This window comes from Lacrimispora sp. BS-2 (assembly GCF_040207125.1).
Taxonomy (GTDB): Bacteria; Bacillota; Clostridia; order Lachnospirales; family Lachnospiraceae; genus Lacrimispora.
In genome coordinates this window covers 74,315-100,563 of record NZ_CP157940.1, presented here as the reverse complement: position 1 = coordinate 100,563, position 26,249 = coordinate 74,315, and the positions used below count along the sequence as shown (strand labels likewise).

Genomic DNA, 26,249 nt, shown 5'->3' with positions numbered 1-26,249 from the left:
TTTTTAACTGATTTTTGTTATTTTTTTAGCAAAGATTCTGTACTATTTTCAGTTACAGTTTACAGGTGTAACTATATCATTTCCACGAAAACGTGTCAAGACAATCATTGCAGAACCAGCAAAAAAGCATAGATTTCTTTTGTCACATGGTAAGCGCCTGCTTTCCGCAGGCGGAACACTTTTTAAAGCAGCGGTCTAAATTAAATGCCACTCTGGGAAGGTATCCAAAATCCTCCAAAAGAGTGAACAACGGGAAAAAGATTGCCATAGGAGGCAGCATAACCGATACCACCCAGGCCAGAACCCGGTACACGCCGTGAATCAGCAGTTCTGACAGAATGACCGGTACACCGGCAGCGTTAGCCAGCCCGAATAGCCAATCCTCCACTTTAAACAACACATTGCTTAACAGCTCAGAGGGATAATTAGCTCCTGTTATGGTGAGCCAGAACGTTCCAAGGAGAATTAAGAACATAATGGGAAAGCCCGTGGCCTTGCTGGTAAAAAGCTGATCCAGCTTCCGGTCCTTCCGGTCATAGGTCTGGCTTTCATATTCCACTACACCGCTGCATAAATCTTCCGCCTTATTTATGAAAACAGTGGCCATGTCATCGCTTACCTGCTCCTGGCTGATCCCGGCCTCCCTCCATTCTTCCCAAATTTCAGCAAGGCAGGCAGATACTTCTTCGGACTCTGCAACAGCCTTTCGATATTTCCTTAACGCTTCCATCAGATTCTCATTGGCATCCAGCAGTCTGGCGCACAGCCATCGGGCCTCTGTCTTTCCCTGAGCCATATTTTCCACTGCAGGAAGGAGCCTTTTAATGGCGTCTTCAATATATTGGGGGTATTGGATGAGAGCAGCGTTCTCCTCTTTTTCTTCCATGCAGCGGTTTAAGCCGGTGTAAATCTGATCCAGTCCCTCATTGCTCCTGGCAGCCGTCCCCGCAACCGGGACTCCCAGGCGCTGTTCCAGCATATCAAGGCGCAGGAAAATCTTTTTCTTTTTCGCCTCATCCATAAGGTTTACACATACCACAACATTTGCCGTGGCCTCCATGATCTGCAATACCAGATTTAAGTTCCTCTCCAGACATGTGGCGTCACAGACTACCACCACTGCATCCGGGTTCTCAAAGCAAATAAAGTCTCTGGCCACCTCTTCTTCCGTGGAATGGGCCATCAGGGAATAGCAGCCCGGAATATCCACCATAACGTACCCCTGCCTGCCATCCGTGCACCAGCCCTGGGCATTGGCTACCGTCTTTCCCGGCCAGTTTCCTGTATGCTGATTCATTCCTGTAAGCTGATTAAACACCGTGCTCTTGCCTACATTGGGATTTCCGGCCAGCGCAATGACCTTATCCTCTTCCTTCCGCTTTTTGATTTCCAGACCACAGTCCACAGACTTTATTCCCATTGACTCCCTGCTTAATCCCATACCTTTTCCTCCAGAGAAAGGTTCGCAACCACCATCTCCTCACCATAATGGCTTTTCTCCCTTTCCTCTCCATTTGACTGCACCAGAACACGGCCTGAGTCCTCGCTTCTAAGGGCGATCACCGCACCGCGTATTAGAAATGCCGTAGGATCCCCTAAAGGGCTTCTTCCCAGACATTCCACTGTGGTGCCCTCAATAAGGCCGATATCCTGCAGGCGCCTTCTCATATCATCATAGGCGGAAAGCCTTGCGATCACCGCCTTTTGTCCCCTCTTTAAATCTGTTAAACAAATTTTCTCTGACATCCCTTTGCCTCCATTTCTCTATAAAATGTTTCCATATCCTAACATATGCAGAAGATAAAAATCAGGTTCCATTTTATTCACACTGCCTTTTCCACCCATTGACATGGGGGTGGCCTGCTCTTATAATAATATTATTACAACTGTCAGAACAGGAGACTGCACATGAATCATCTGCCCCAAATATCTGAAGCAGAGTATGAAGTAATGAAGGTGTTATGGAATGATGCCCCCATCAGTACCAACGAAGTGACGGACAAGCTGGAAAAGACCACCAGCTGGAGCCCAAAGACCATCCACACGCTCTTAAAAAGGCTGGTCCAAAAAGGCGCCGCCACTTACCGGAAGGAAGGCCGTGTTTTCGTCTATACACCGCTTGTAGAAAAGAAAGAATACTTAAGAAAAGAAAATGATCATTTTTTAAACCGCTTTTATAATGGAAAGATCTCCAGCATGGTGACCAGCTATCTAAACAGTGACCACGTTTCAAGCGAAGACTTGGCAGAGCTTAGAAGGCTGCTTTTAAACGGTCAGGAGGAGGAAAACTGACAATGCCCGATTCTTTTATGACGCGCTTTTTTCTTAACAGCATCATCCTGACTATTCTGCCTGCTGCAATCCTGCTGGTCCGGAATTTATTGAAACAGCATCTGACAGCGAGGATCCGGTACAATCTATGGTTTTTGTTCCTGTTTGTGCTGGCTGTCCCCTTTCTTCCCTTTTCTGATCTATTTACCGGATACATTTTCAGGCTGCTGTGGTTTTTGGGCGGCTCCTTTACGTCTGAAAATGCCGGAACCATGGGAACTTCCTATAAAACCGCAGCAGCCACCGAATATTTCCTGCAGGACTTTTCTGTTTCCGTAAGCCATGGAGCCCTTCCGGCCTTTCCTTCTGCTTTAACCGGGATCTGGATCGGTGGCATGGTATTGATGGCCGGCTTTAGCATTTATTCCTGTTTAAAAATCAGGCAGTTAAAAAAGTCCTGTCTTCCTCTTCAGAATAAAGAGGTACGGGATTTATTTACAAAATGCAGGGAAGAAGCGGGAATTAAAAAAGAAATTCCTGTCTATAGCAGCGCCTATGTATCCTCTCCCATTGCAGCCGGATTATGGAATCCCTGCATCATTGTTCCCATTCATATGCTTTCCGGGCTTTCCAAAAAAGAAATCCGGTACATCCTTCTCCATGAGCTTTTCCACTGCAAACACAAGGACCTTCTGGTGAACAGGCTTATGGCCCTGGCTCAGATCATTTACTGGTTCCATCCCCTTGTCTGGTTTGCTTTCAGCGAAATGCAAAGCGACCGGGAAATCGCCTGCGATTCGTCGGTCCTGTCCCTTCTTGATGAGAACAGCTACCTGGATTATGGAAACACGCTGATAAATTTTGCTGAAAAGATATCCCTTTTTTCCTATTCCGCTGCCAGAATAGGCGGTACCAGGAAGGAAATAAAAAAGCGCATTATAAACATTGCCGGTTACCGTAAAGAATCCGGTTGGCATCAGGTGAAGGGCAGGATCCTCTTTACCGTAATTGCAGCAGTTGTTTTGGGCTGTACCCCGGTGCTGTCTGCAAATGCCTGCACCGGTACAGAATATAGTTTCAAGGAAAAAAATGTAATCTCCCTGGATTTATCCTCCTATTTCTACGGATACAATGGCAGCTTTGTCCTGTATGAGTTACATTCAGGACAATACTCCATCTATAACCGGGAAGCCGGAACAAGGAGGGTTTCCCCTAATTCCACCTATAAGATCTACAGTGCCTTAGCCGCCCTGGAAAATGGGTCCATAACCCCGGAAGCCTCCATGCTTTCCTGGGATGGGACCAATTATCCTATTGAAGCCTGGAACCAGGATCAGACTCTGGACACTGCCATGGAGCGTTCAGTCAACTGGTATTTCAATTCCCTGGACGAAAAGACCGGTCTTTCCAGGTTAAAACAATGCCTGGATACCATAGGCTATGGCAACAGGGACTTATCCGGCGGCCTGGGGCGTTACTGGATCCAGTCCTCCTTAAAGATCTCACCGGTGGAACAGGTAAAGCTTCTGGCCCGTTTCTGTCAGGATGCACTTCCATTCCGCCAGGAAAATATAAAGGCGGTAAAAGAGACCTTATTCCTCTCTTCATCTGGTAGTGCCTCCCTGTACGGGAAAACCGGAACCGGGACCGTGGAAGGGGAAAATGTGAACGGCTGGTTCATCGGTTTTGTGGAGACCGGAAAAGAAACCTATGTGTTTGCAACCAATATTCAGGGGGAGACACCGGCTAACGGCAGCACAGCAGGAAAAATCACATTGGATATTTTAAATGATAAAGGAATCTATACCCAGTCACCATAAAAAGGCTGCCGTACCGGCGAAATCATACCGGTATGGCAGCCTTTTTTACTGTCCCCCTGGAATATAGGAATTTAATATGGCTTTGTCCTTTCTTACCACGTAGCCGCTTCCTCCCCGATTCTTTACATCCTCTGCCATACTGACCAGAAGAATGGGAGTCTCAAGCTTTGGATCCGTTGTAAAGACAGCAAACCAGCCAAGCTCCGTACCACTTTTGTCGCCTTTTGATGCCTTGATCTCAGCGGTTCCTGTCTTTCCTGCAAGCTCTATATCACTTCGGTATGCCGCGTGTCCGGTCCCATGTTCGGAACTGATTACTTTACAGAGAGCGGTCCGGATCCTGTCCCCAATCTCCGGGGAACATGCACCGGACAGCCAGACTTCAGGCTGCGGCTCGGGTTTGTACTGCAGATACGGCTTCATGACATTTCCATCATTGGCAAACATGGTATAAAGGGAGGCTAAGTGTATGGGATTAACTAACATCTGACCCTGTCCGTATCCGCTGTCAGCCAGCTGCACCTCGGTTTCGATCCGTTCCGTATTGGAATATTGAGACTTTGTTACGGATATGTCAAAAGGAATCTCCTGATTAAACCCCAGTTTATCCAGACCGGACATGAAATCATCATAGCCGATTTTTAAGGCAGCCTTTGCAAAATAAATGTTATCCGAATAAATAAATGCATTTTCCAGTATGACAGGACTGTAATCATGAAGGGTGGTAACATGGTAATTTCCCCAGCTTTCATCCTTTCTCCAGCTTAACCCCACATTTCCATAATCCTCGTTGGGATCAATGGCTCCGGTGGTAAGCCCGATGGCTCCGGTTATGGGCTTAAAAGCAGATCCCGGGGCAAATCTCTGGCGGAACCGGTTAAACATAGGGTTTCTCTCGTCATCATTTAAAGAAGCCCATTTTTCTTCAGACATCCCAAGAATAAAATCATTATCATCGTAGGATGGCGTGCTGACAAGGGCCAGCACTTCGCCGGTATAAGGATTCATGGCCACCGTACAGCTCTTATCCTCTTTGAATGTTTGATAAATTTCAGATTGAAGGGTGCTGTCAATGGTCAGGGTAATATCCGATCCGTCTGTCCGCGGCTTTGCTGCCAGGGTTTTCTTAATGGCTCCGCCGGAATCAGTAATGGTGACTGTCCGTCCATTGGTCCCTTTCAGTTCTTTCTCAAACAATGCCTCCATTCCGCTCCTTCCGATAACACTGTCTGAAAGATAGTCCTCATCCGGATGCTTTTCCAGATCCTCTGCCGTCACATTCTGGACATATCCCACCAGATGAGCCCCGCTCTCCCCCAGTGGGTAATAGCGCACAGCCGTATCTGTGATCAGGACTCCAGAAACAGCCAGAAGTTCATCCTGGAATTCCTTATTTTTAACATTGTCCTCCCGTGGCTCCATGGAATTTAAATTAAGCTCATCGACCTTTTTAATGGTCTTTAACGGTACAAAAGAATCTTCTTTTACCCACTTGGCAGACAGTTTCTTCCTGATTGAATCCGCAGACATCCCAAGGAGGTTCCCAAGGTTCTCCAGATCTCCTTCCGGATCCCCACTCATTTTTCCGGGAACCAGGCCCACGGAGGAAGCGGTGCCTTTTCCTGCAAGAATCAGACCGTTCCGGTCGAAAACACTTCCTCTCTGGGCCTTATCCGTTGATACCCTCACTTTATCGGCGGCCCCCAGCTCCGGAAAGATCACGCTGTGGTCCCATACCATCTCATAGCCTTTTTTCTTTTCCTTCCGGAATTTCACCTGATTGTTAAAGCTGATCTCCCCTGCAATGCTGCTAAGGCTCATGCTGTAGCTGACCACTGCTTCCCCGTCTTTTTCTTCTACTTGTCTGATCTGGACGGTTATTCCGGAGCCTTCAATTCCTTCGTAGATATTTTTATGCCTGTTAATAAAATCCTCTTCCCTGATATTTAAATGGCTCTGCTCATCTAACATCTCATACATGGCCTTATAATCTGCCTTAGAAAGGCATTCCACGTATTCCTGGAACAGCACATCCGGTTTTTTCCCTGACGCCCCGATTTTCCCCTGAATACAAAAGAACAGTGCCGCTCCTGCCAGGCCGGCCAGCAAAATAAACAGTGTGCAAACAGTACTAAATAGAAATCCCCTTTTTCTATGCTTCATTACATACCTCCTGTTAATCCGTCCCTTTCGCCACGTCACCCCATATGTAGCCCGGAAAATTTCTTATTTTTCCATTATTTATAACTGTGCAAATTGTTTCTCCTTTAATCTTACATCTGTAAGATTTCATTATACACGGATTTTATTCCGATGTAAACTTTTTTATAAAAACATATCTACTGTTGTATCAAAAAGTATCATGGGGTTGACATCCAAACTGCAGCAATAGGCCCTGCCCATTCATAGATCTCCGTGGAAGAGAATAAATATAAGTAATATTCAAAGGTTAAGAGAAAGGATCAACCATGGCCCAAACCGATAATTTTTATACTCTAAAAGGCTACTCCCTTTTGGAGCATACGCAAATCACCTCTTCCATGGAAGATTATCTGGAAATGATATGCAGACTCCATCGTGACGGCCAGCCTGTCCGCATCAAGGAGCTGGCAGAATGCCTGCATGTAAAGCCTTCCTCCGCTTCTAAAATGACCGGGAACTTAAGGAAACAGGGGCTGGTGCGCTTTGAGAAATACGGCACCGTTTCCCTGACGGAAGAGGGGCTGGAACTGGGAGAATACCTATTATTCCGCCACGAAGTCCTCCGCCGTTTTTTCTGCTATATCAATCAAAATACCAATGAACTGGAGCAGGTGGAAAAGGTGGAACATTTCATTGAGCCAAAAACTGTGTATAATATTGAAAAATGGCTGGATAAGTTTACATAGAAACGCTTGTGTGATTTTATAATTCATCGTATACTATAGCATAACACGAACATTTCTAAGGAGGACAAACACATGGATAAGATTAAGATGACAACCCCTATCGTCGAAATGGATGGCGATGAGATGACCAGGATTCTCTGGCAGATGATCAAAGATCACCTTCTGCTGCCATATATTGATCTAAATACTGAATACTACGACTTAGGCCTGGAATACCGTGACAAGACAAACGACCAGGTTACCATTGACTCCGCCAATGCCACCAAAAAATATAAGGTTGCCGTCAAATGCGCCACCATCACTCCCAACGCAGACCGTGTAAAGGAATACAGCTTAAAAGAGATGTGGAAAAGTCCCAACGGCACCATCCGTGCAATCTTAGACGGAACCGTATTCCGCGCCCCCATTGTTGTCAGGGGAATCGAACCATGTGTGATAAACTGGAAAAAACCTATTACCATAGCAAGGCATGCTTACGGTGACGTTTATAAAGGATCTGAAATGAAGATCCCGGGAGCCGGCAAAGTGGAACTGGTCTATACTGCAGAAGACGGAAGCGAAGCAAGGGAACTGGTCCATTCCTTTAACGGTCCTGGAATCGTACAGGGAATGCACAACTTAGACAATTCCATTGAAAGCTTTGCCAGAAGCTGTTTTAATTACGCTCTTGACACCCGTCAGGATCTATGGTTTGCCACCAAGGATACCATTTCAAAGAAATATGACCATACCTTTAAGGATATTTTCCGTGAAATCTTTGAGGCTGATTATGAGGACAAATTTAAGGCTGCCGGCATCACCTATTTCTATACCCTGATCGACGACGCAGTAGCCCGTGTCATGAAATCAGAGGGCGGCTATATCTGGGCATGTAAAAACTATGACGGCGATGTGATGAGCGATATGATATCATCAGCTTTCGGCTCCCTGGCCATGATGACCTCTGTACTGGTATCTCCGGATGGGGACTATGAATACGAGGCCGCCCACGGAACCGTACAGCGCCACTACTACAAGCACTTAAAAGGAGAGGAAACCTCCACAAACTCCGTTGCAACCATCTTTGCATGGACCGGGGCACTGAGAAAACGGGGAGAACTGGATGGAAACCCAGAACTGGCCGCTTTTGCAGATAAACTGGAGCAGGCCACCATCGACACCATTGAGGCCGGTGAGATGACAAAGGATCTGGCACTTATCACTACCATTCCTGATCCAACGGTATTAAACAGTGAAGAATTTATAAAAGCCATTGCAAAACGGCTGTAAAGATACCTGGTTACAAATAAACTATGACAGAAAAAGAAAGCCGCAAAATCAGCTGCTTTCTTTTTCCTTTCAGGAGGTAATTCGATTATGGAATACAAACCAAAAGAAGTCCTGTTAAAAGACGGGAGCCCCTGCCTCTTAAAAAGTCCAGGCCCCTGCGACGCAACTGGGATCCTGAAACTCATGATCCAGACCTCAGAAGAAACCAGCTATATGGCCAGGTACGCAGATGAGATCAACATTTCCCTCCACCATGAACAGGATATTCTTTCTTCCACCCTTAAAAGCCAGAAAGATTTAATGATCTGTGCCGTAGTAAATGGAAAGATCATTGCAAATGCCGGAATCAACCCCGTCGCAGGCTTTGAGCGTTACGCCCACCGGGCCTCCTTTGGCATCTCCATATGCAAGGCATACTGGGGGCTTGGGATCGGTTCTCATCTCCTTTCCGCCGTCATAAGGGGAGCCCGGGAAATGGGCTATGAACAGCTGGAACTGGAAATGGTGCAGGAAAACCAGCGGGGCCTGGCTCTTTATAAAAAGTTTGGCTTTAAGACTTATGGTATCAGAGAGTATTGTTTTAAATACCGGGATGGGAGCTATGCGGCCGCCCATCTGATGATGGTAAGGCTTTAAAAATTTTCCATATTTTTTCCAAAATCCCTGTTCATATCATTATCAAAATGATATAATGAAGATTATTATATAACATCTTGGTAATGGAAGGATCTCTGACATGAACTTAAGACATCTTACTATCTTTAAAACGGTGTGTGAAGAAGGCAGCATCACCGGAGCAGCCAAAGCGCTGTCCATGACCCAGCCTGCCATCTCCCACGCCATCAATGAACTGGAAGAATCCGTTGGTTCTCCTTTGTTTGACCGTGTATCCCGCAGAGTGGTTATTAATGAGAACGGAAAATTTTATTTGTCAAAGGTCATCCCTCTCCTGGAATTGTATCAGGATCTGGAAAACTATTCCGGGGTCCTGCATCTCCAGGCCCCTTTACGGATCGGTTCCTGTGTGACCCTGGCCAGCTACCTGCTTCCCAAGGTGGTCACCCGCTTTGCCCTGACTAATCCTGATATCCAGCTAAAGGTCACCGTAGATAATTCCCTTGAGATCACAAATAAGCTTTTAAAAAATGAACTTGACATTGGACTTATCGAGGGTGTCATAGCGGAAGAACAGTTAGAAAGAATTCCTTTTTCTTCCTATCCTATCGCAGTGATCTGTGCCCCCGGCCATCCCTTTGCCGGACGCCTTGCACAGCCGGTAGCGCTGGACCGGCTCATTGAAGAGCCTTTGCTTTTACGGGAACAGGGTTGTACCATCAGAGATACCTTTGACTGTGCCCTGGCCTTAAACAATTTATCAGTGGAGCCTCTCTGGTCCAGCACCAATTCGGATGTGATCCTGCAGGCAGTAAAGGAAAATATCGGAATCGGCATTGTTCCAAGGATTTTCGCTGATGAATCCGTTAAAAAAGGGGAAGTTACGGAAATAGAAGTGAAGAACCTGGATATCAGCTGCATGAATCATGTGGTATTTCATAAAGATAAATTCCAGACAGAAGCATTTCAGGCTTTTATCAATCTGGTGCTGTTCGAATAAAAGACCAGGCCGGGCCAAAGAGAAACGCCGGAAAATGACGAAACTGCTGTCATTTTCCGGCGCTTTTATTTATAATTCCTTTAGAATCTTGTCAATGCTTACGATCTTCACACAGAGGGCGAATAATTCCATAGCCAGAATCAGATCAGATAAAGGAGGATAAGAAGGAGCAATGCGGATATTGTTATCCCGGGGATCCTTGCCGTAAGGATAGGTGGCTCCTGCTCCGGTCATGACCAGGCCGGATTTCTTGCACCTTGCCACAATGGCCTTTGCGCATCCGTCAAGAGAATCAAAGGAAATGAAATAGCCGCCTTTGGGACTGGTCCATTCTCCGATTCCAAGTCCGCCCAGCTCTCTTTCCAGAATCTGGATCACTGCTTCAAACTTCGGTCTCATGATGTCCGCATGCTTTCTCATATGCTCCACCATGCCGTGAATATCTCCAAAGAAACGCACATGGCGCAGCTGGTTCACCTTGTCATGGCCGATGGTCTGAATCTTTAACTGTTTCATTATGTCAACCAGGTTATTCTGGCTGGCAGCGATGGTTGCAATACCGGAGCCAGGAAAGCTGACCTTTGAGGTGGAGGCGAATTTGTAAACCATATCCGGATTTCCGGCTCTCTTGCACTCTGCAAGGATTTCAATGAGATGATCCTGGTCCCTGTCGTATAAATGATGGATGGTGTACGCATTGTCCCAGTAAATGCGGAAATCTTTGGCAGCCGGTTTTAACCGGGCAAAACGGCGTACCGTATCATCGGAATAGGAAATTCCCTGAGGATTGGAATACTTGGGAACGCACCAGATTCCTTTAATGGAATCATCATTTGCCACCAGTTCTTCCACCATATCCATATCCGGACCGGTTGGGGTCATGGGAACATTTACCATCTCGATCCCAAAGTATTCGGTAATGGAGAAATGCCTGTCATACCCTGGAACAGGGCATAAGAATTTCACTTTATCCAGCTTGCACCAGGGAGTGCTTCCCATAACGCCGTGAGTCATGGAACGGGAAACCGTATCATACATGACGTTTAAGCTGGAATTGCCGTAAATGATAATATGATCAGGCGCAACCTCCATCATATCGGCAAGAAGCTCTTTTGCTTCCTTGATTCCGTCAAGCACCCCATAGTTACGGCAGTCAGTCCCGTCATCACAGGTCAGATCGTCGTCACTGCTCAATACATCCATCATTCCCATGGATATATCCAGCTGTTCCGTGCTGGGCTTTCCCCTGGACATATCAAGCCTTAAGTCCTTGCCCTGAAACTCCTTATACTGCACAGAAAGCTGTTTTCTCAGTTCCTGTAACTCTTCCTTTGTCATCTCAACATATGGCTTCATAGATTTCTTTTTCCTCCTCATAAAGACTCCTTTAACCTAATAGCTCCTTAAGTATCCTGTTTACCGCTCCCGGATCGGCTTTTCCCTTCATGGACCGCATGGTCTGGCCAACCAAAAACCCAATAGCCTTTTCTTTCCCATTGTGGTAATCCTCCACGGACTGGGGATTTGCGGAAACTATTTCCTCAATTACCCTGCGCAGCTCTTCTTCGTCATTAACAACCTTTAATCCGTTCTCTTCCACATACTGCTCCGGATCAATGTTTTCAGCAAAAATCTTTTCAAAAACCTCTTTGCCCACGGTACGGTTAATGGTACCATTATCTACTAAATCAATTAATTTTGCAAGGTTTTCCGCAGAAAATGTCATTTTTTCGGGATCCATGTCATGCTCTTTTAAAAGCCGCATGGCCTCTACCATCAGCCAGTTTGCAGCTTCCTTCGGCTTATGGCAGATAGCGGTGACAGCCTCAAAAATATCCGCCATATGCTTGGAGCCGGTGATGATATCCGCATCGTACTCAGAGAGCTTAAACTCCTCCTGATAGCGGGCCATCTTCTCGGTCCGCAGCTCCGGCTGCCTGGCCCTTATGCTGCTGATCCATTCATTACTTATGACCACAGGAGGCAGATCCGGGTCCGGAAAATAACGGTAATCCCTGGCATCCTCCTTGGACCGCATGGCATAGGAAGATTCCTTGTTGTCATCCCACCGCCTTGTTTCCTGAACCACCTGTTTTCCTTCTTCAATCAATTCGATCTGGCGTTTCCGCTCTCCTTCAATGGCGCGGGCAATGGCCTTAAAGGAATTTAAATTCTTCATTTCCGTCCTGGTTCCAAATTCCGCTGAACCTGCCTCACGGACGGATAGATTCACATCGGCTCTCATGGAGCCTTCCTGAAGCTTGCAGTCGGAAGCCCCAAGATACTGAATGATGAGTCTCAGCTTTTCCAGATAGGCGATCACCTCATCTCCGCTTCTCATATCAGGCTCTGACACGATCTCAATGAGGGGAACCCCGCTCCGGTTAAAGTCCACCAGGGAACAATCCTCCCATTCATCATGGATAAGCTTTCCCGCATCTTCTTCCATATGGATCTCATGGATCCCGATTTTCTTCTTTCCTGCCGGTGTGTTAATCTCCACAAAGCCGTCATGGCAGATGGGAAGATATAGCTGGGAGATCTGATAGTTCTGCGGATTATCAGGGTAGAAATAATTCTTCCGGTCAAACTTGCAGTGCTGGTTGATCTGACAGTTTGCCGCAAGGCCTACTGCAAGAGCATATTCCACCACCTGCTTATTAAGGACAGGAAGGGAACCTGGCATACCGGTGCAGACCGGACAGGTGTGGGTATTGGGCGCTCCGCCGAATTCCGTAGAGCAGGCGCAGAAGATTTTCGTTTTTGTGGCAAGCTCCACATGGACTTCCAGACCAATGACGGTCTCATACTGTTTGCTCATTTACCTCTCCTCCTTTCCTGCCATAGGGGGCATCTCATAGCTTCTGCTCTGCTCAAAAGCAAAGCCTGCCCGGATGATGTTCTTTTCTTTAAAGCAGTCCCCGATAAACTGAACTCCTATGGGCAGTCCTTTGGAGTCCCTGCCACAGGGAACCGTAAGGCCAGGTAGACCGGCAAGGTTCACGGAAATGGTATAAATATCGCCCAGATACATCTTTAAAGGATCACTTAAGCTCTCTCCAAGCTTTGGTGCCGTGGAAGGGGAAGCCGGCCCCAGAATCACATCATATTTTGAAAATGCCTGGTCAAATGCTTTCTTTATCAAAGCCTTTGTTTTTAAAGCCTTCAGATAATAGGCGTCATAATAACCGGAGCTTAATACAAAGGAGCCAAGCATGATGCGGCGTTTTACCTCCGGTCCAAAGCCCTGGGAACGGCTTTTTTTATACATGCCGTGAAGTCCTTCGTATTCCTTTGCCCGATAGCCGTATTTCACACCGTCAAATCTGGATAAGTTGGAGCTGGCCTCTGCGGATGCGATCACATAGTATGCCGGGATCGCATATTCCACCATCCCCAGATCAAAGGTCTCTAAGACGGCTCCCTTTTCCTCTAAGACCCTGGCAGCCTTTAAAACTGACTCCTTTACCTCAGGATCAAGGCCCTCGCTCAGATAATCCGCGGGAATGCCGATCCGCATACCCTTCACATCATCTCTTAAAGCCTCAGTAAAGTCACAGTCGTTCCGCTCCACGGATGTGCTGTCCTTTTCATCATGGGAAGCTAAAACCTCCAGGACCGCGGCACAATCCGTCACATCCTTTGCAACAGGGCCGATCTGGTCTAAGGAAGATCCATAAGCAATAAGCCCGTACCTGGAAATGGTCCCGTAAGTAGGCTTTAATCCTGTAACTCCGCAGAAGGAGGCAGGCTGTCTGATAGAACCGCCTGTATCCGAACCCAGGGCATAAAAGCATTCCGCCGCCGCAACTGCCGCACAGGAACCGCCGGAGGAACCGCCGGGAACATGGTCCGGGTTCCATGGATTTCTCGTGACCCCGTAGGCCGAGGTTTCCGTGGTGCTTCCCATGGCAAACTCATCCATGTTGGTTTTTCCAAGGATCACCGCTCCGGCCTTTTTTAAATTCTCCACCGCTGAAGCCGTATAAGATGGAACAAAATCAGAGAGGATTTTTGAGCTGCAGGTGGTTTTCATTCCTTCGATGCAGATGTTATCCTTCACCGCCACCGGTACACCTGCCAGAGGGCCGGTCAGTTGGCCGGCTTGGATCCGTTTCTGCACCTCCTCTGCCTGCTTCAGTGCTTTTTCTTCCTCTATAGTCACAAAGCTGTTAAGCACCGGCTCCATGGCCTTTATCTGGCCCAGGACTGCTTTTACCGCTTCTGCGGAGGTAACCTCTCCGTCTTTTATTTTTTTCCCCAACTGTACCGCTGTGAGGGATAATATTTCTTTCGCTGTCATACCAGACTCCCCCTATTCCACTGTTTTTGGTACCTTAAAGGTTCCATCCTTGCTTTCCGGAGCATTCTTTAAGATATTCTCTCTGTCGTCACCGTTTTCCACCACATCCTCACGGAAAACGTTGCGTACCGGGAATACATGGGACATGGGCTCCACGCCCTCGGTATTCAATTCGTTTAATTTATCAATATAATCCAGCATACGGCCCATATCATTCTTTGCCGCTTCCTTTTCCGTCCGGTCAAGTTCAAGCTGTGCCAGGATTCCTACGTATTCGATTGTAGCATCATCGATCATGTGTGCCATCTTTTTCTTTCACCTTTCCTTTTTCCTGCCCATGTATTCTGAGCGTAAAGGTATTTTCCTGCCCACGCCTTCCGGGCATAAAGGTATACCCGCAGGGTGTTTATGGTTCCAGTCTCGTTACATCTCTTGGAAACAAAGCGGTTTCCCTTATGTTCATTTCGTCAAGAAGGCGCATGGTAAGACGCTCCAGACCGATTCCAAGGCCTCCGTGAGGCGGCATGCCGTATCGGAATATCATTAAATAGGAAGAAATATCCTCCGGATTCATGCCCCTTGCCTCCATTTTCTTTATAATAGCTTCATAATCATGGATTCTCTGGCCTCCGGTAGTCACTTCCAGCCCCTTGAACAATAAATCAAAGCTCAAGGTATACTTAGGGTGTGCCGGATCATCCATTGCATAGAAAGGACGCTTCTTTGACGGGTAGTGGGTGACAAACACGAAATCACTGTCATGCTCTTCCTTAAAATACCGGCCGATAAGCATTTCTTCCTCCGGCTCCAGATCATAGGGATTTTTGATCTTTCGGTTGTATTTTCCGGCAACCAGCTCCTTTGCTTCTGCAAAGCGGACTGTCGGGATATTGGATACATTGGGAAGTGTGACTTTAAGCATCTTAAGCTCTGTTTCGTATTCCTCACAAAGAAGTCCAAAGGTATACTGGAGCATAGCTGTCTCCATTTCCATGATCTCCTGAAAGCTGTCAATGTATCCCATTTCAAAGTCCATACTGGTATATTCATTTAAATGTCTTGTTGTATTATGCTTTTCCGCACGGAAGACAGGAGCGACCTCAAATACCCGGTCATACACGCCTACCATGGTCTGCTTATAAAACTGGGGGCTTTGGCCCAGTTCTGCTTTTTTATTAAAATAATCCAGTTTAAATACGTTGGAGCCGCCTTCCGCTCCGCGGGCTACGATCTTTGGTGTACGGATTTCCGTAAAACCCTGGCTGTGAAGAAAGTCCCTGAATCCTCTTACAATTCCTTCCTGAATGCGGAACTTTGCCCTTTCCATGGGGTTTCGAAGGGTAATAGGGCGCAGCGTCAGCTTTGTCTCAAGGGAAGTGTTTAATTTCCACTTGCTGATTGCCACAGGAAGGGTCTCTGACGGCTGGGACAATAAGTCAATCTCCAAAAGACGGATCTCAAACCCATGAGGAGCCCTCTCTTCCTTTGTTACGATTCCAGTGACCCGGACCGCTGACTCTTCTTTTAAAAGACTTAAGTCAAAAGCCGTTTTCCCCTCCTCATACACGCACTGCACCAGGCCCTCTGCTTTCCGAAGGATCACAAAAGCAACCTCTCCCATATCCCTTATGGTATGGACACATCCTTCCATTTTTACGGTCCGGCCCTCATAACCGCCGGATTTAATGCGGTCCATTGGGACCATATCCTTTTCTTTTACACCACTGATAAATTCCATATCTGCATTCTCCTTACCTGAATGTAATTGTCTTGATTCCGGTAAAGGTATTTTATCGTTTAGCCATGCTAAGCATAAAAATATCCCGCCCCGGAATACAGTTACATATTCCGGGACGGGATTTATATGGCTATAAGTTCCCGCGGTACCACCCGCATTGAGACAGCTGCTTCTTCCTCCGGCCGCAGATATGTCAGCCGGATAAGCAAATGCCCCCACTCAAACATTTAACGCATGTGTACGGATATGCCTACTCATGTCACCGTCTATCCCTGAAAGAATTGACCGCCGCTTCGGCATATCGGCTCCGGAGTGTTCCCTTAGCCAAGTCCCACATGACGGCGCTCTCAGTCGGTGACGCCCTCTTCCTGTAGAGGTCCATAGGCCAGAGTCTCCTTCTCTGCCTTTAACAATATAACTCCTGCAGTTTCATGATTCCCTGTACAGGCCTGTTTTATAACAGTTCATCACTTCACTACAATGAATTTCACTTATAATATCACAATCCATTTTAACCTGCAATATTTATTTTTCACAAATTCCCTCCAATATTAGGAAACAGAACCTAAAAAATCATACAATATTGACTTTTTCTATGGAAACAGTTACAATTATGATCACGTTTACGAAAGAATCAGGAGGGCTTTTTTTATGTCTGAGACAATGGATGCTTTAAGACCTGAAGAAAATAAGATGGGAACCATGCCGGTGAACAAGCTTTTGCTGACCATGTCTATTCCCATGGTTATTTCCATGCTGATACAGGCGCTTTACAATGTAGTCGACAGCATTTTTGTGGCGCAGATAGGGGAAACAGCCCTTACCGCAGTCTCCCTTGCATTTCCCATACAAAATCTGATCATCGCCATCGCCGTAGGAACCGGTGTGGGAGTCAATGCTCTCCTTTCCCGTTCCTTAGGGGAGAAGAACCAGAAAGCGGCTAATCTGGCCACAGTTAATGGAATATTCGTTTTCATTCTCAGCTATCTGGTCTCCGCCCTGTTAGCAATTTTCTTTTCCAGGTTTTATTTTACGGTGCAGACAGGCAATGAAGAGATCATCAGCCAGGGAACCACTTATCTTTCCATCTGTACCATATTCTCCTTCGGTGTTTATATGCAGATCGCTTTTGAACGGATCATGCAGTCCACCGGCCGCACCATCTATAACATGATCACCCAGGGGCTTGGAGCCATTATCAACATCATACTGGACCCGATCCTTATATTCGGACTCTTCGGCCTTCCCCGCCTTGGCATTGCCGGAGCCGCTGTCGCAACTGTCATCGGCCAGATCATTGCCATGCTGCTCCTTTTGTATTTTAATTTAACCAGGAATCCTGATGTTAACTTAAACATGCGGGGCTTCCGTCCCCATAAAGAAACCATTATTGATATTTATAAGGTAGGGCTTCCATCCATTATCATGCTGTCCATTGGTTCTGTCATGACCTTTGGTGTGAATAAGATCCTTCTTTTGTTTTCCGAAACCGCTGTCTCCGTATTCGGCATTTTCTTTAAGCTGCAAAGCTTCATCTTCATGCCTGTATTCGGACTCAATAACGGTATGGTTCCTATTGTAGCTTATAACTGGGGTGCTAAAGACAAGGACCGTATCATGAAAACCATACGCTCCAGCGTCATAGGATCTGTCTCCATTATGTTCCTGGGACTTATCATATTTCAGGCCTTCCCGAAGCAGCTTTTACTCCTGTTTGATGCCTCCGAGCACATGATTTCCATCGGCGTCCCTGCTCTTCGCATCATCAGCTCAGGGTTCCTCTTTGCCGGTTACAGCATCATCATTGGTTCCGTGTTTCAGGCTCTTGGAAACGGCATCTACAGCCTGATCGTATCTGCTGCAAGACAGCTTGTATGTATTTTGCCTTTTGCATATATTTTCGCGAAAGCATTTGGTCTTAATGCAATTTGGTATGCTTTCCCTATGGCTGAAATCATAGCCCTGGTCTTAAGCACCATCCTGTTTAAACGAATTTATGAAAACCGTATCAAAAAACTACAGGTTTCTCACAGAGGTTAAAAAATGAGTTCCGATTATCTTTTAATAGACGGCTACAACATCATATTTGCCTGGTCTGAGCTAAAAGAACTGGCGGAGACCAATATGGACTCCGCCAGAACGAAACTTCAGGATATGCTATGTAACTACCAGGGCTATAAAAAATGCAATGTCATTCTGGTCTTTGACGGTTACAAAGTCAAGGGAAACCCGGGCACGGTCATGGAATACCACAACATTCACGTAATTTTCACTAAGGAAGCGGAAACCGCGGACCAGTATATAGAAAAAATCTCCCAGCAAATCGGCAGGCAGTATCAGGTACGGGTAGCCACTTCGGACAAACTGGAACAGATCATCATTCTGGGAAAAGGCTGCACACGCCTCTCCGCCAGGGATTTAAAAAAAGAAATCGAAGAGACAAATTTAGAGATTAAGAAGGAACATCTGGAACGAATTCCCTCAAAGAAAAACCGCCTCTTCGACAATGTTGATCCGGAGCTTATGGAGTATCTGGAAAAAATACGGCTGAATAAAAAGGATTAGGCATATATTTATATTACCGAAAGCCCAAAAACGCTTTCGATAATCGGATGGACGGGGCAAAATACGCCCCTTTTATCTTCACTTGCATGGCAAGTTCAGATAAGTTATAAAACGAATACACAGGAGGAATATCTCATGTCATTACTGGAATTGTTCATCATCGCGGTAGCCTTATCCATGGATGCGTTTGCAGTCTCCATCTGTAAGGGATTATGCATGCCAAAGATGAACTGGAACCATGGGATCATAGCAGGTTTGTATTTTGGGGGATTCCAGTCGGGAATGCCTCTTATTGGCTACCTGCTGGGGTCACAGTTTAAGGAAGCCATTACTGCTTTTGACCACTGGATCGCTTTTATTTTGCTTGGAGCCATTGGCTTCAGCATGATTAAGGAATCCTTCAGCAAAGAAGTAGAAGAATGTGAGGTTTCCCCTATGGCCCCCAAAAACATGATCCCGCTGGCAATCGCAACCAGCATAGATGCTCTGGCAGTGGGGGTTACCTTTGCATTCCTGCAGGTACAGATCGTTCCGGCTGTTTCCTTTATCGGAGCCACCACCTTTGCCCTGTCAGTCCTGGGAGTTAAAGTAGGAAATGTATTTGGAACACGGTATAAATCAAAGGCAGAATTTGCAGGCGGCCTGATCCTGATCCTTATGGGACTCAAAATCCTGGTACAGCATTTGCTGGGACTTTAAGCCTTCTCACAGGAATACAGCATCACTGCGCCATATGGATCCAGTTCAAGCTTTTTCCCATTGATCTTTGGGGAGCCGCAGTTGGATAACAGAACCTCCCAGTTCTCCAGGTTCTCCATTCCTTCTATCTCCTGGTGCTTTCCTGTAAAATTTGCAAAGACCAGAAGTTTCTCTTCCTGCCAGCTTCTTCTATAGGCAAATATCCCTTCCTGCTTTAGGGGTACAGGCTCATAGCTTCCTTCACTGATTACGTTGTGGCGTTTCCTCAGCTCGATCAGCTTTTGATAGTAGAAAAAGATTGAATCAGGCTCTGCAAGGCTCTCCCTCACATTGATCTCCTCACAGTTTTCATTGACACCGATCCAGGGAGTGCCTGTAGTAAATCCGGCCTGCTCTCCTGCTTCCCACTGCATGGGGGTCCTGCTGTTATCTCTGGACCGCTCTCTTAAAATCTGGTAAATCTCTTTTTCCGCTCTTCCCTGTTCTTTTAATATTTCAAAATAATGAAGGCTTTCCACATCACGGTACTGGGAAATATGGGTAAAATACCCGTTGGTCATGCCAATTTCCTCTCCCTGGTAAATATAGGGTGTTCCCCGCATCCCGTGTATGACGGTGGCCAGCATCTTTGCACTGCGGTTTCTGTATATTCCGTCATCGCCAAACCTGGATACGGCCCTGGGCTGGTCGTGATTGCACCAGAACACCGCATTCCAGCCGTTTCCTTCGGCCATGGAAGTCTGCCATGTGTGGAAAATCTTTTTCAGCTTTTCAAAATCAAAGGGCATCAAAGACCATTTATCTCCGTCCTTATAATCCACCTTTAAATGATGAAAATTAAAACACATCTTAAACTGCTTTTCATCCGGATTGGTATATTGGATGCAGTGGTCAATGGTGGTGGAGGACATCTCTCCAACCGTAATCATATCATCGGCATCCAGTCCCGTATCCACCACGATCTCCTGCAGATACTCATGAATCCGGGGACCGTCGGTGTAAAACCGGCGGCCGTCTCCCTCCTCATCGTCTTCCCAGGCAGAAGGCTTGGATACCAGATTGATCACATCAAACCGGAATCCCTTAATCCCCTTTTCTTTCCAGAAACGGATCACCTTTTTAATCTCTTCCCGTACCATGGGATTCTCCCAGTTTAAATCAGCCTGGGTCTTGTCATACAGATGGAGGTAATATTTCCCGGTTTCCTCCGAATATTCCCATGCGCTGCCGCCAAACTTTGACTGCCAGTTGGTAGGCGGGTTTCCAGGAGTTCCTTCCTTAAAGAAATAATAATCCCGGTACCTCTTATCACCGCTTAATGCCTTTTGAAACCATTCATGGCTTGTGGATGTATGGTTGAAGACCATATCAAACATCAGCCCCATACCCAGCTTACCGGCCTTTGCGATCAGCCTGTCTAAATCCTCCATGGTCCCGAACAGGGGATCGATCCGGCAGTAATCCTTAATATCATAACCGTTATCATTCTGAGGAGATAAGAAAAACGGGGTCAGCCAGAGGTAATCCACTCCCAGCATTTTTAAGTAATCCAGTTTTTCCATCACTCCCTTTAAATCTCCGATCCCGTCTCCGTTGCTGTCCCGGAAGGATTTGGGATAGATCTGATAAACACATGATTTCTTAAAGTTCTCCATTTATACGATCCCTTTCTTTTTTCCAACCATAACTGTCAGGGTAAAGGGCACTGCAATTGCAATCAGCATACACAAGCCGAATATTCCCATATACTGAGGCTGAATGGACAGGATTCCGGGAATGCCTCCCACACCGATGGAATTTGCCATAACATTCATTCCCACGGAAATTGTAGCAGCTATAGCAGAACCGATCATGGCAGAAAGAAACGGGAAGCCCCTCTTTAAATTCACACCGAACATAGCCGGCTCCGTAACTCCCAGATAACAGGAAATGCAGGCAGGAATGGAGATCTGCTTTGCTTCCTCGTTCTTTTTCTGAAGGTACATCATACCAAGAACTGCAGAACCCTGTGCAATGTTGGATAAAGCGATCATAGGCCACAGCATGGTTCCTCCGAACTCTGCCATCAGCTGTAAGTCAATGGCATTGGTCATATGATGAAGGCCGGTAATAACTAAAGGAGCATAGATAAAGCCAAATAAGGTTGCAAACAGCCAGCGGAAGCTGGAAGTAAGCCCTGCATAAACAATTTTTGAAATCCAGGAACCAATGACCCAGCCAATAGGGCCTACCACTGCATGAGCAGCGATCACTGCTAACAGCAGGGAAAAGAATGGAACCACGATCATGGAGATCGCCTGAGGCGTGATTTTCTTAAAGAACCTCTCCAGATAAACAAGTACAAAGCCTGCTAAAATAGCCGGAATGACCTGAGCCTGGTAGCCGATCATCTCCATTTTTACAAATCCAAAGTCCCAGACCGGAACCTCAGCGCCTGATGCCATGGCATAGGCATTTAAAAGCTGGGGAGACACAAGGGTAAGTCCCAGAACAATTCCAAGGATCTGTGTGGTTCCCATCTTTTTTGTGACAGACCAGGTGATTCCTACGGGCAGGAAATGGAAGATCGCCTCACCAAGGAGCCAGAGAAAGCTGTGAACACCGGCCCAGAACTGAGATACCTGAATAAGGGTTTCTGCTCCCCCATTCATGAACTTGATCTCTCCTATTATGTTGCGGAAGCCAAGGATCAGACCGCCTACGATGATCGCCGGAATCAACGGAGCAAAAATCTCCGCAATATCCGCCACCGCCCGCTGCAAAAGATTTAAGTTTCCTTTTGCCTCTTTCTTTACTTCATCCTTTGATACTCCTTCCACGCCGGATACAGAAACAAAGTCATTGTAAAAGGACTGTACATCATTTCCAATAATTACCTGAAACTGTCCGGCCTGTGTAAAGGTGCCTTTGACGCTTGAAAGGGCTCCGATCTGCTTTGTATCCGCTTTTTCCGGGTCAATCAGTGCAAAACGCATTCTCGTCATACAATGAGTCACTGCCCCTATATTTTCCTTTCCCCCCACATACTCTAACAGTTTCCTTGCATCGCTCTCATACTTACCCATATCCATACTCCCTTCATACATGTTTTTGGCGTTCGCGAACTTATATGTTTATTTTGTAATCATACTATAACATATACGTATAACTTTGTCAATATGCAGAAAAGAAAATTAACTTGTGGGCATACAGGCAAGGGCAGTGAAGACAGCAATTATAATTTCCGGCGGGCAAAATCCACAAATTTAAACTTGTCCGGCCTGTGGCGGGATTCGGTGTACTGGAACAGGGTGGAATCCTCCAGATACGTATAACTCTTTACCACCACAACCATATCATAACGCCCCATATCAAGGAGGCGGTAATCTTCATCGGCCGCCATATGGACCGTGATCTCCTTCATGGCAAAACCAATTTTAAGCCCCTGTTCATTCTCCAGGTATTCATAAACAGAATCCTGGGCAGCACGCAAAGGCAGATTCTCCACAACCTTCCTGGAAAAATAATCCTTATCAATGATGATCTTTTCCCCATCGATCTCCCGGACCCGTTCCAGCACAAAAGCCTCATCCTCCGGGCCGATCTGAAGCGCCTCCATAAGCTTTTTATTATTTTTGACGATTTCTAAATTCTCCACAAAGGTTCTGGGCCTGGATTCCGAATAACGGTAGATTTCCTTAAAGCTTGCTATCTCCGATACCGGAAAATTAAACTTGCTCTTATCCACTACCTCGGCGGCTTTTCCCCTGGCTTTTCGGATGCAGCCATCCTCCTCCAAAAGTCCCAGGGCCTTGCGGACGGTGTCACGGGATGCGCCGTAAATTTCCATCAGCTCCCCTTCCGCCGGAAGCTTGTCTCCCGGACGGTATTCCCGTTTTTCTATTTTTTCAAGCAGTTCCTTATAAAGACGCCTGTATTTACTTTCCATAAGCTAACATCCTCACTTTACCTGTCATTTCCATTGATTTAGATATCGGTTATTATTTTAACATATACGTATACCTTAGTCAAATAATTCGGTTTCAAACATGAAAGCAAATTATTATGCAGCAAACTCTTTTCTATTCTTTCCATATATGGACTGATATGGTAAACTGTCTTTAGAGCAATGACTACAAAGGAGGATTCATGCATGCAAATGCAGTATACAAAAAATATAAATAACAAAAGCGTCTTAGGCATTATCCGGCGCTTCTGCGGTTACATTGATCCACGGCTGACAGAACACGGTTCCCACGTGGCTTATATCATTTCCCGCATGCTGCGAAATACCGGGCAATATTCCAGTCAGGAGCTTCGTGATATCTGTTTTCTGGCCCAGCTTCATGATATCGGGGCATATAAGACAGAAGAAATCTCCAAAATGCTTCAATTTGAAACCGATGATGTTTGGAATCATTCCTTCTACGGATACCTTTTCATACGATATTTTTCCCCCCTCAAAAAGTTAGCTCCTGCAGTGCTTTTACACCATATCACCTGGAATTTCCTGGAAAAAGGGGACGAGCCCAGTACAAAAATTAAAAATCTGGCACAAATTCTTCACATTGCAGACCGCATTGATGTCTCCATGTCACTGGAAAAGAATTCCTGGGAGGAAACTCTCCAGCTGATAACCCAGGGAGCCAACAACATTTTCGCACCTCATATTGTAGATCTTGCCTCTAAGCTTGACTTTCAGGATTCCATTGAAAATGAATGGAGAAACGATTCCGAATACTTTGACTTTTTAACCAGCATTCCCCTTTCCGAAGAAGAGACTACAGAGTATTTGAAAATGCTGGTCTTTATCATTGATTTCAGAAGCCATCATACGGTGACCCATACCATAACTACCACCAGCATCAGCTATGAGCTGGGAAAACTCCTGTCCTTTAATGAGGAACAATTAAATATGGTCCTCTGCGGCTCACTGCTCCACGATTTGGGTAAAATCGCGGTTCCGGTGGAAATTCTTGAGTATCCGGGAAAATTAAGCAGGCAGGCCATGGCAATTATGAGGACCCATGTAAATTACACGGAGAAAATATTCGGGGGCAGTATTGATAAAGCCATTGAGCGCATCGCACTGCGTCATCATGAAAAGCTGGATGGATCCGGGTATCCTAATAAGCTGAAAGCCCGAGATTTGACTACGGAAGAACGGTTGGTAGCCATTGCCGACATCATCAGTGCCTTAACCGGTACAAGAAGCTATAAAGACTCCTTTCCAAAAGATCACATTCTGTCCATCCTCTTCAGTATGAAGGGGGACGGCCTGTTGGATGAAGCCATCGTTGACCTGGCAGTGGAACATCTTGATGAAATCCTTGACACCACCGCTATCCGCTGTCAGCCTATATTAAGCATTTACGAGAAGCTGAGAAAAGAATATGAATCTCTTCCTTATTTAGAGTCCTATGATGAAAAGCTTCATTTTGCACTTACCTTAAAGGATCCGGAGCTAATGCCATCATGGCCATAAAGTAGAAAAATCCGGCTGGAATCAGCCGGATTTTTCTACCTTCTTTTCTTTATTTTGCAATTACCCTTACAAACTTTTTCTTGCCGCGTTTTACTATAATTCCTTCTCCGGAGAATTTCTCTTTCGCAAAAACAGCTTTTACATCAGAAACAGTTTCACCTTCTACGGTCACTCCGCCCTGTTCCACATTGCGCCTTGCTTCGGAACGTGTGGGAGCCAGACCGGATTTTTGGAGAATGGCAAGGATGTCAATGCTTCCGTCCGTAAAATCTGCCTCTTCCAGTTCGCAGGTGGGCATATCAGCCGCATTGCCGCCGGTAAACAGCGCTCTGGCACTCTCCCTGGCCCTTTCCGCTTCCTCTTCCCCATGGACCAGATTGGTCAGCTCGTAGGCAAGAATTTCTTTTGCTTCATTTAACTGGCTGCCTTCCCAGCTATCCATCTCGTTAATCTGCTCGATGGGAAGGAAGGTCAGCATGCGCAGGCACTTTAACACATCCGCATCGGCAATGTTTCTCCAGTACTGGAAGAAATCAAAGGGTGAAGTCTTTTCCGGATCAAGCCATACGGCGCCGGACTGGGTTTTTCCCATCTTATTTCCTTCGGAATTTAAAAGCAGGGTAATGGTCATGGCATGGGCATCTTTTCCCAGCTTCCGGCGGATTAACTCTGTGCCGCCAAGCATATTGCTCCACTGGTCATCTCCGCCAAACTGCATGTTGCAGCCATAACGGTTAAACAGCTCATAGAAGTCATAGCTCTGCATGATCATGTAGTTGAATTCCAGGAAGCTTAAGCCCTTTTCCATACGCTGCTTATAGCATTCAGCAGTCAGCATGCGGTTGACGGAGAAATGGGGGCCAACCTCCCGGAGAAAATCGATATAATTTAAGTTCAGCAGCCAGTCTGCGTTATTGACCATAAGGGCCTTTCCTTCAGAAAAGTCGATAAAACGGCTCATCTGCTTTTTAAAGCAGTCACAGTTATGCTGGATTGTTTCCACTGTCATCACCTGGCGCAAGTCGCTTCTTCCGGAAGGATCTCCAACCATACCGGTTCCGCCTCCGATCAGGGCGATGGGCTTATTGCCTGCCTCCTGAAGGCGCTTCATTAAGCACAGGGCCATAAAATGTCCTACGTGAAGGCTGTCGGCCGTGGGATCAAATCCGATATAGAATACGGCTTTTCCTTCATTTACCATTTTGCTGATTTCTTCTTCGTTAGTCACCTGGGCGATCAGGCCACGGGCTTTCAATTCGTCATAAATTGTCATCATTATTCTCCTTTTTCATAAAAATAAGCCCCGTCCTATCAAAAGGACGAGGCTGAAGTCTCGTGTTACCACCTTAAGTTTATAAACAGCTCACGCTGCCTACCTCTTTGAGTACCTGATGCGATACTCTAGCACAATAACGGGTGCGGGAATCCGTCGCAGCCTACTTGGCCTCTCAGCCGTTGGGTGCGAAGCTCAAAGATGTATTCGCAATTCGTTTTCCACGCGCCTCTCATCTGCCGGCTGCTTTCTGTGTGGTCCATCGTACTGCTACTTGTTCTTATCAACGCTTTTACTTGTTTTATGAAGTTATTGACTAGTATATGTTGTTTAGTTTTATTTGT

22 protein-coding genes and 1 other annotated feature are annotated in these 26,249 nt (G+C 46.3%); of the genes, 10 read left to right on the top strand and 12 right to left on the bottom strand.

Going from position 1 to position 26,249, the window contains the following annotated elements; genetic code table 11:
* Positions 1-142: 142 nt before the first annotated feature.
* Both ABFV83_RS00495 and ABFV83_RS00490 read right to left on the bottom strand, forming a co-directional pair.
* Positions 143-1,441, bottom strand: a complete 1,299-nt coding sequence (locus ABFV83_RS00495; protein ID WP_349946868.1) for a ferrous iron transporter B — start codon at positions 1,439-1,441, stop codon at positions 143-145.
* Positions 1,432-1,746 (bottom strand): FeoA family protein, encoded by a 315-nt coding sequence (locus ABFV83_RS00490; RefSeq protein ID WP_349946866.1) that lies wholly within the window; start codon positions 1,744-1,746, stop codon positions 1,432-1,434. The genes ABFV83_RS00495 and ABFV83_RS00490 overlap by 10 nt, the downstream gene beginning before the upstream one ends.
* A gap of 162 nt (positions 1,747-1,908) precedes the next feature.
* Between ABFV83_RS00490 and ABFV83_RS00485 the strand changes: the two genes are divergently transcribed.
* Positions 1,909-2,292: a BlaI/MecI/CopY family transcriptional regulator gene (locus ABFV83_RS00485; RefSeq protein WP_349946864.1), complete on the top strand. Its 384-nt coding sequence runs from the start codon at positions 1,909-1,911 to the stop codon at positions 2,290-2,292.
* 2 nt (positions 2,293-2,294) lie between these two features.
* The gene (locus ABFV83_RS00480) at positions 2,295-4,091 is read left to right on the top strand and encodes a BlaR1 family beta-lactam sensor/signal transducer (protein WP_349946862.1); all 1,797 of its coding nucleotides are present in this window, start codon (positions 2,295-2,297) and stop codon (positions 4,089-4,091) included.
* Between the two features lie 45 nt (positions 4,092-4,136).
* Here ABFV83_RS00480 and ABFV83_RS00475 read toward each other — a convergent pair whose 3' ends face one another.
* Complete coding sequence (locus ABFV83_RS00475; RefSeq protein WP_349946860.1) at positions 4,137-6,254, bottom strand: penicillin-binding transpeptidase domain-containing protein; 2,118 nt, start codon at positions 6,252-6,254, stop codon at positions 4,137-4,139.
* 305 nt (positions 6,255-6,559) lie between these two features.
* Here ABFV83_RS00475 and ABFV83_RS00470 point away from each other — a divergent pair, with 305 nt between their 5' ends.
* The 4 genes from ABFV83_RS00470 to ABFV83_RS00455 all read left to right on the top strand — a co-directional run bounded on the left by ABFV83_RS00470 (position 6,560) and on the right by ABFV83_RS00455 (position 9,863).
* The gene (locus ABFV83_RS00470) at positions 6,560-6,979 is read left to right on the top strand and encodes a metal-dependent transcriptional regulator (protein WP_349946859.1); all 420 of its coding nucleotides are present in this window, start codon (positions 6,560-6,562) and stop codon (positions 6,977-6,979) included.
* Between the two features lie 72 nt (positions 6,980-7,051).
* The gene (locus ABFV83_RS00465) at positions 7,052-8,248 is read left to right on the top strand and encodes an NADP-dependent isocitrate dehydrogenase (RefSeq protein ID WP_349946857.1); all 1,197 of its coding nucleotides are present in this window, start codon (positions 7,052-7,054) and stop codon (positions 8,246-8,248) included.
* 87 nt (positions 8,249-8,335) lie between these two features.
* On the top strand, positions 8,336-8,884 hold the full coding sequence (locus ABFV83_RS00460) for a GNAT family N-acetyltransferase (protein WP_349946855.1): 549 nt from the start codon (positions 8,336-8,338) through the stop codon (positions 8,882-8,884).
* Positions 8,885-8,984: 100 nt separating this feature from the next.
* Complete coding sequence (locus tag ABFV83_RS00455) at positions 8,985-9,863, top strand: LysR family transcriptional regulator (RefSeq protein ID WP_349946853.1); 879 nt, start codon at positions 8,985-8,987, stop codon at positions 9,861-9,863.
* Positions 9,864-9,932: 69 nt separating this feature from the next.
* Here the strand turns inward: ABFV83_RS00455 and ABFV83_RS00450 are convergent, their stop codons facing one another.
* The 5 genes from ABFV83_RS00450 to aspS form a co-directional block, all read right to left on the bottom strand.
* Positions 9,933-11,219, bottom strand: coding sequence for an aminotransferase class I/II-fold pyridoxal phosphate-dependent enzyme (locus ABFV83_RS00450; protein WP_349946851.1), 1,287 nt, complete (start codon positions 11,217-11,219; stop codon positions 9,933-9,935).
* A 31-nt stretch (positions 11,220-11,250) separates the two neighbouring features.
* Entirely contained in the window at positions 11,251-12,684 is a 1,434-nt protein-coding gene (gene gatB / locus ABFV83_RS00445; protein ID WP_349946849.1) for an Asp-tRNA(Asn)/Glu-tRNA(Gln) amidotransferase subunit GatB, read from the bottom strand.
* Positions 12,685-14,166 carry an Asp-tRNA(Asn)/Glu-tRNA(Gln) amidotransferase subunit GatA gene (gene gatA / locus ABFV83_RS00440; protein WP_349946847.1) on the bottom strand — a complete coding sequence of 494 codons (1,482 nt, stop codon included), beginning with the start codon at positions 14,164-14,166 and terminating at the stop codon, positions 12,685-12,687.
* A 12-nt stretch (positions 14,167-14,178) separates the two neighbouring features.
* Positions 14,179-14,472 carry an Asp-tRNA(Asn)/Glu-tRNA(Gln) amidotransferase subunit GatC gene (gene gatC, locus ABFV83_RS00435; RefSeq protein WP_349946845.1) on the bottom strand — a complete coding sequence of 98 codons (294 nt, stop codon included), beginning with the start codon at positions 14,470-14,472 and terminating at the stop codon, positions 14,179-14,181.
* A gap of 100 nt (positions 14,473-14,572) precedes the next feature.
* The gene (aspS, locus tag ABFV83_RS00430; RefSeq protein ID WP_349946843.1) at positions 14,573-15,904 is read right to left on the bottom strand and encodes an aspartate--tRNA(Asn) ligase; all 1,332 of its coding nucleotides are present in this window, start codon (positions 15,902-15,904) and stop codon (positions 14,573-14,575) included.
* A 651-nt stretch (positions 15,905-16,555) separates the two neighbouring features.
* On the opposite strand from aspS, the gene ABFV83_RS00425 reads away from it, so the two are divergent.
* From ABFV83_RS00425 to ABFV83_RS00415, 3 genes are all read left to right on the top strand, one after another.
* Positions 16,556-17,944 (top strand): MATE family efflux transporter, encoded by a 1,389-nt coding sequence (locus tag ABFV83_RS00425; RefSeq protein ID WP_349946842.1) that lies wholly within the window; start codon positions 16,556-16,558, stop codon positions 17,942-17,944.
* 3 nt (positions 17,945-17,947) lie between these two features.
* Positions 17,948-18,469, top strand: coding sequence for an NYN domain-containing protein (locus ABFV83_RS00420; protein WP_349946840.1), 522 nt, complete (start codon positions 17,948-17,950; stop codon positions 18,467-18,469).
* Between the two features lie 135 nt (positions 18,470-18,604).
* Positions 18,605-19,168: a manganese efflux pump MntP family protein gene (locus ABFV83_RS00415; protein WP_349946838.1), complete on the top strand. Its 564-nt coding sequence runs from the start codon at positions 18,605-18,607 to the stop codon at positions 19,166-19,168.
* On the opposite strand, the gene treC is transcribed toward ABFV83_RS00415, so the two are convergent.
* The 3 genes from treC to treR all read right to left on the bottom strand — a co-directional run bounded on the left by treC (position 19,165) and on the right by treR (position 23,096).
* Positions 19,165-20,823 carry an alpha,alpha-phosphotrehalase gene (gene treC / locus ABFV83_RS00410; RefSeq protein WP_349946836.1) on the bottom strand — a complete coding sequence of 553 codons (1,659 nt, stop codon included), beginning with the start codon at positions 20,821-20,823 and terminating at the stop codon, positions 19,165-19,167. The two genes, ABFV83_RS00415 and treC, sit on opposite strands and share 4 nt — an antisense overlap.
* On the bottom strand, positions 20,824-22,233 hold the full coding sequence (treP, locus tag ABFV83_RS00405) for a PTS system trehalose-specific EIIBC component (RefSeq protein ID WP_349946834.1): 1,410 nt from the start codon (positions 22,231-22,233) through the stop codon (positions 20,824-20,826).
* 149 nt (positions 22,234-22,382) lie between these two features.
* On the bottom strand, positions 22,383-23,096 hold the full coding sequence (gene treR, locus ABFV83_RS00400; RefSeq protein ID WP_349946832.1) for a trehalose operon repressor: 714 nt from the start codon (positions 23,094-23,096) through the stop codon (positions 22,383-22,385).
* Positions 23,097-23,306: 210 nt separating this feature from the next.
* Between treR and ABFV83_RS00395 the strand changes: the two genes are divergently transcribed.
* The gene (locus ABFV83_RS00395) at positions 23,307-24,632 is read left to right on the top strand and encodes an HD domain-containing phosphohydrolase (protein ID WP_349946830.1); all 1,326 of its coding nucleotides are present in this window, start codon (positions 23,307-23,309) and stop codon (positions 24,630-24,632) included.
* Positions 24,633-24,681: 49 nt separating this feature from the next.
* On the opposite strand, the gene tyrS is transcribed toward ABFV83_RS00395, so the two are convergent.
* The gene (gene tyrS / locus ABFV83_RS00390) at positions 24,682-25,905 is read right to left on the bottom strand and encodes a tyrosine--tRNA ligase (protein WP_349948839.1); all 1,224 of its coding nucleotides are present in this window, start codon (positions 25,903-25,905) and stop codon (positions 24,682-24,684) included.
* Between the two features lie 39 nt (positions 25,906-25,944).
* Positions 25,945-26,201, bottom strand: a binding site (T-box leader).
* Between the last annotated feature and the right edge of the window lie 48 nt (positions 26,202-26,249).

What these genes read in the sequence shown, in the direction of transcription:
- ABFV83_RS00475 (WP_349946860.1), bottom strand. Translation starts at nt 6,254, where the DNA reads ATGAAGCATAGAAAAAGGGGATTTCTATTTAGTACTGTTTGCACACTG.
- gatC (WP_349946845.1), bottom strand. Translation starts at nt 14,472, where the DNA reads ATGGCACACATGATCGATGATGCTACAATCGAATACGTAGGAATCCTG.
- ABFV83_RS00395 (WP_349946830.1), top strand. Translation starts at nt 23,307, where the DNA reads ATGCAGTATACAAAAAATATAAATAACAAAAGCGTCTTAGGCATTATC.
- treC (WP_349946836.1), bottom strand. Translation starts at nt 20,823, where the DNA reads ATGGAGAACTTTAAGAAATCATGTGTTTATCAGATCTATCCCAAATCC.
- tyrS (WP_349948839.1), bottom strand. Translation starts at nt 25,905, where the DNA reads ATGACAATTTATGACGAATTGAAAGCCCGTGGCCTGATCGCCCAGGTG.
- ABFV83_RS00415 (WP_349946838.1), top strand. Translation starts at nt 18,605, where the DNA reads ATGTCATTACTGGAATTGTTCATCATCGCGGTAGCCTTATCCATGGAT.
- ABFV83_RS00450 (WP_349946851.1), bottom strand. Translation starts at nt 11,219, where the DNA reads ATGAAGCCATATGTTGAGATGACAAAGGAAGAGTTACAGGAACTGAGA.
- ABFV83_RS00490 (WP_349946866.1), bottom strand. Translation starts at nt 1,746, where the DNA reads ATGTCAGAGAAAATTTGTTTAACAGATTTAAAGAGGGGACAAAAGGCG.
- ABFV83_RS00480 (WP_349946862.1), top strand. Translation starts at nt 2,295, where the DNA reads ATGCCCGATTCTTTTATGACGCGCTTTTTTCTTAACAGCATCATCCTG.
- ABFV83_RS00495 (WP_349946868.1), bottom strand. Translation starts at nt 1,441, where the DNA reads ATGGGATTAAGCAGGGAGTCAATGGGAATAAAGTCTGTGGACTGTGGT.
- ABFV83_RS00460 (WP_349946855.1), top strand. Translation starts at nt 8,336, where the DNA reads ATGGAATACAAACCAAAAGAAGTCCTGTTAAAAGACGGGAGCCCCTGC.
- ABFV83_RS00485 (WP_349946864.1), top strand. Translation starts at nt 1,909, where the DNA reads ATGAATCATCTGCCCCAAATATCTGAAGCAGAGTATGAAGTAATGAAG.
- ABFV83_RS00420 (WP_349946840.1), top strand. Translation starts at nt 17,948, where the DNA reads ATGAGTTCCGATTATCTTTTAATAGACGGCTACAACATCATATTTGCC.
- ABFV83_RS00425 (WP_349946842.1), top strand. Translation starts at nt 16,556, where the DNA reads ATGTCTGAGACAATGGATGCTTTAAGACCTGAAGAAAATAAGATGGGA.
- ABFV83_RS00470 (WP_349946859.1), top strand. Translation starts at nt 6,560, where the DNA reads ATGGCCCAAACCGATAATTTTTATACTCTAAAAGGCTACTCCCTTTTG.
- aspS (WP_349946843.1), bottom strand. Translation starts at nt 15,904, where the DNA reads ATGGAATTTATCAGTGGTGTAAAAGAAAAGGATATGGTCCCAATGGAC.
- treP (WP_349946834.1), bottom strand. Translation starts at nt 22,233, where the DNA reads ATGGGTAAGTATGAGAGCGATGCAAGGAAACTGTTAGAGTATGTGGGG.
- ABFV83_RS00455 (WP_349946853.1), top strand. Translation starts at nt 8,985, where the DNA reads ATGAACTTAAGACATCTTACTATCTTTAAAACGGTGTGTGAAGAAGGC.
- treR (WP_349946832.1), bottom strand. Translation starts at nt 23,096, where the DNA reads ATGGAAAGTAAATACAGGCGTCTTTATAAGGAACTGCTTGAAAAAATA.
- gatA (WP_349946847.1), bottom strand. Translation starts at nt 14,166, where the DNA reads ATGACAGCGAAAGAAATATTATCCCTCACAGCGGTACAGTTGGGGAAA.
- ABFV83_RS00465 (WP_349946857.1), top strand. Translation starts at nt 7,052, where the DNA reads ATGGATAAGATTAAGATGACAACCCCTATCGTCGAAATGGATGGCGAT.
- gatB (WP_349946849.1), bottom strand. Translation starts at nt 12,684, where the DNA reads ATGAGCAAACAGTATGAGACCGTCATTGGTCTGGAAGTCCATGTGGAG.